The sequence below is a fragment of the Vibrio sp. FF145 genome, from assembly GCF_041439075.1.
In the GTDB taxonomy this organism is placed as follows: domain Bacteria; phylum Pseudomonadota; class Gammaproteobacteria; order Enterobacterales; family Vibrionaceae; genus Vibrio; species Vibrio tasmaniensis_A.
Map to the genome: position 1 here is coordinate 1 of NZ_JBGONH010000111.1, position 2,613 is coordinate 2,613.

A 2,613-nucleotide genomic window follows, 5' to 3' on the forward strand; every position below is an offset into this window, starting at 1 on the left:
CGCATGCAGGGTGGTGTGGGGGCTGGAGGGTAAATACCTCCGGCTACCCGATTATAAGCAGAATTCAATGCTAAAGAAATCCGTTAGTTGTTGATTGTAATTAAGTATCCAACATTGCACCGTTACAAACCGTTAATTTTAATTGCTTGATTAGGAATTTATGGATTGCTTCAGAAAGACTTAAACCTCGATAAATTAAATAAATCAAGTAATGTAGCCAAAACCTCCAATTTGAAATGAATCGTGATCTCGAGCTAAAATAAAGGCCGCTAAATTCAGCGGCCTTTATTAATCTTTACTACAGTTGTTATAGTAAATATAACCAACTTTTTATTCCGTTAAAGCAACTTGTTAAATTTATTTACCTGCTTTTTTAGCAGCCTCTTCGATCCAATCCCCTAAATTATTATAGCCATCATTCAAGTTCCAATCGTAGGTTTTATAAATCGCTGACGCTTTATAGCTTTTTCCATCAGTACATTTTACTAGGTGTCCATCTAAAGGGTTTTTACCTTTTTTACTAACTCCCTTACCTAACCCGTTTATATTGTGTATATATATTCCTACCAGTCCATTTCCACGTTCGATGCTTTTTTCTATTTCGTAATTAACCCAAGGACGTTCGGATGTTTCTGAACCGATTAAAACGACAGTAACACTTGTGTTTTCAAATTGTTTGTTAATCCATCTTTTTATAGCTAAATCTGTGTCTTTTTGGACTTTTTCCCAATCAGCAGCATCCCAAAAGCCTGCATCATCTTTACTTTTTTTAGTTATCCAAGAATTTCTAACAATCCCAATTCTATTTATATCACCCGTATAGTGAAAACTGAAAAATGCTCTTCTAGCCATGTTTTATACTCCTTTACTTTTTAAATTAATAATCTGGATTACCAAATCGATTAGTTCTACAGTCTCAATCTGGCGGTCGCCAAGTTGTTCGAAAAGCAACTTCATCTCCTTTGAAATGTTCGTGTTTTTCTGTATTTCTAAGTTTTGTTCTCCCCATAGCTGCTCAGCCATATAACCTGTAGCACCAATAGGAATTAAAAATAACCCTTTATTTTTTGCAATTTCATATTCTTCACGCATTCCATTAGATAAAACAACATTATCATCACTTAGCTTATTACCAAACATGAATAAGGCAATACCCGCATGATCTATCATGTCTTCTCTATATTTCGTCCATAAAGCAGATAAAGATACCTCTCCCTCCGTAGACTGTGGGAAAGGTCGTAAAACAAGTTGATCTTCAATTTTGGCTTTTGGGTTAGTAAACGTCTGCTCTAATACACCTGAGATTACAGAGCTACCAACACCTAAACCAAACCCAGATACAACGCGCATATTTTGAGAAACGAGAGACTGGCTTAAACTATATACAAAACCTAATGCTTCTCTTTCATCCATTTCACCATATTCATGTGCTGCACCGGAAATAAAAATAGTTTTAGATTTATAGTTCTGCTCTAGGCGTAGTAACAAATCTGTTATTTCAGAAAAAGCATTGACTAGTATTGTTTTTACATTGAACCTTTCTAAATCTTTGATAAAGTAATTTTGTTTTATTTTTTTATATTCAAAATCAGCTAAACTTTGATTTTTTTCTTGTTCAATTGCTTTAATAAAACAATAATGACGCCTTTGACTTCCTTCATACGCAACCCTAACTCTACTAAGGATGTAGTCCAAGTTTGGATCAGTAAAACTAAAACCAATAAATATAAAAGTTTTTGAAATCAAGTCACTTTTCAAATTGGCCAGATACTGGTCCATCTTTACGTGATAACGTTCATAGTCATCCTTTGTCAAAACCGCTTGGTTTGAATGTTCAACATCTCCGTGCATTTTATACACAACAGCATCACGTCTTGGTGTAGTTGTAGATAGGTGATCTTTTGTATATTTAACATCTGCTATTTTTCCAGATCTACCTAAAGCAGACTCAATCATCTTGTCATAATTCGTAGTCCAATAGGTTCGTATTGGAAGCCGACAAAGAATTTTATGATTATCTGTTTCTAATGCTTCTCGTGAAAACTCCTCTATAAGCCTTTGATTGAGCTGGCTACGGTTATTTCCATTATCATTACAATGGTATTGTGCAAGCGCAACCAAATCATTTTCTTTGTCAACATCTAAACCAAGCTCTTCGGCTATTGGTCTGAGTAATTCAGCCCAATTAACAAAACCAGCACCTGCCGACATTCCTGCTCCAGCGAAAACAGCCACATTTTCTTCAGGAAGTTCCTTACCTACATCTCTTAAAAACGCTTTCTTCTTTAAATCCATTAATATTATCTCAATTTGATGTAAAAGTACGATGGCTTATAACGCTTAAGTATTTATCCGTTGTCGTAGCACAATGGATAAATACCTGTTGGACTTGGCCGCTTCTATCTATGGAGTTTGCTTTTTAGGACTGACTTACGTTCCACTCTTATCATTAAGACTGGTACCCCATCAGCCGTCCATTTTCCACTTCTAGCCACCAATTTATCTACTGCGACTATACCCGTTGCATAATCTTTTTAAAAGCGAACAATGCCCCTCTCTCGCCATAACACAACGATAATTTTATTCATTACAATCAGACAACTAGGTCAGTCG

The 2,613-nt window shown here is 35.5% G+C and carries 2 protein-coding genes; both read right to left on the reverse strand.

What is annotated here, in order from left to right:
• Nucleotides 1-357: 357 nt before the first annotated feature.
• Entirely contained in the window at nt 358-852 is a 495-nt protein-coding gene (locus ACED42_RS21620) for a TIR domain-containing protein (protein ID WP_371704118.1), read from the reverse strand.
• A 3-nt stretch (nt 853-855) separates the two neighbouring features.
• Entirely contained in the window at nt 856-2,295 is a 1,440-nt protein-coding gene (locus tag ACED42_RS21625) for an SIR2 family protein (protein WP_371704119.1), read from the reverse strand.
• Nucleotides 2,296-2,613 lie beyond the last annotated feature (318 nt).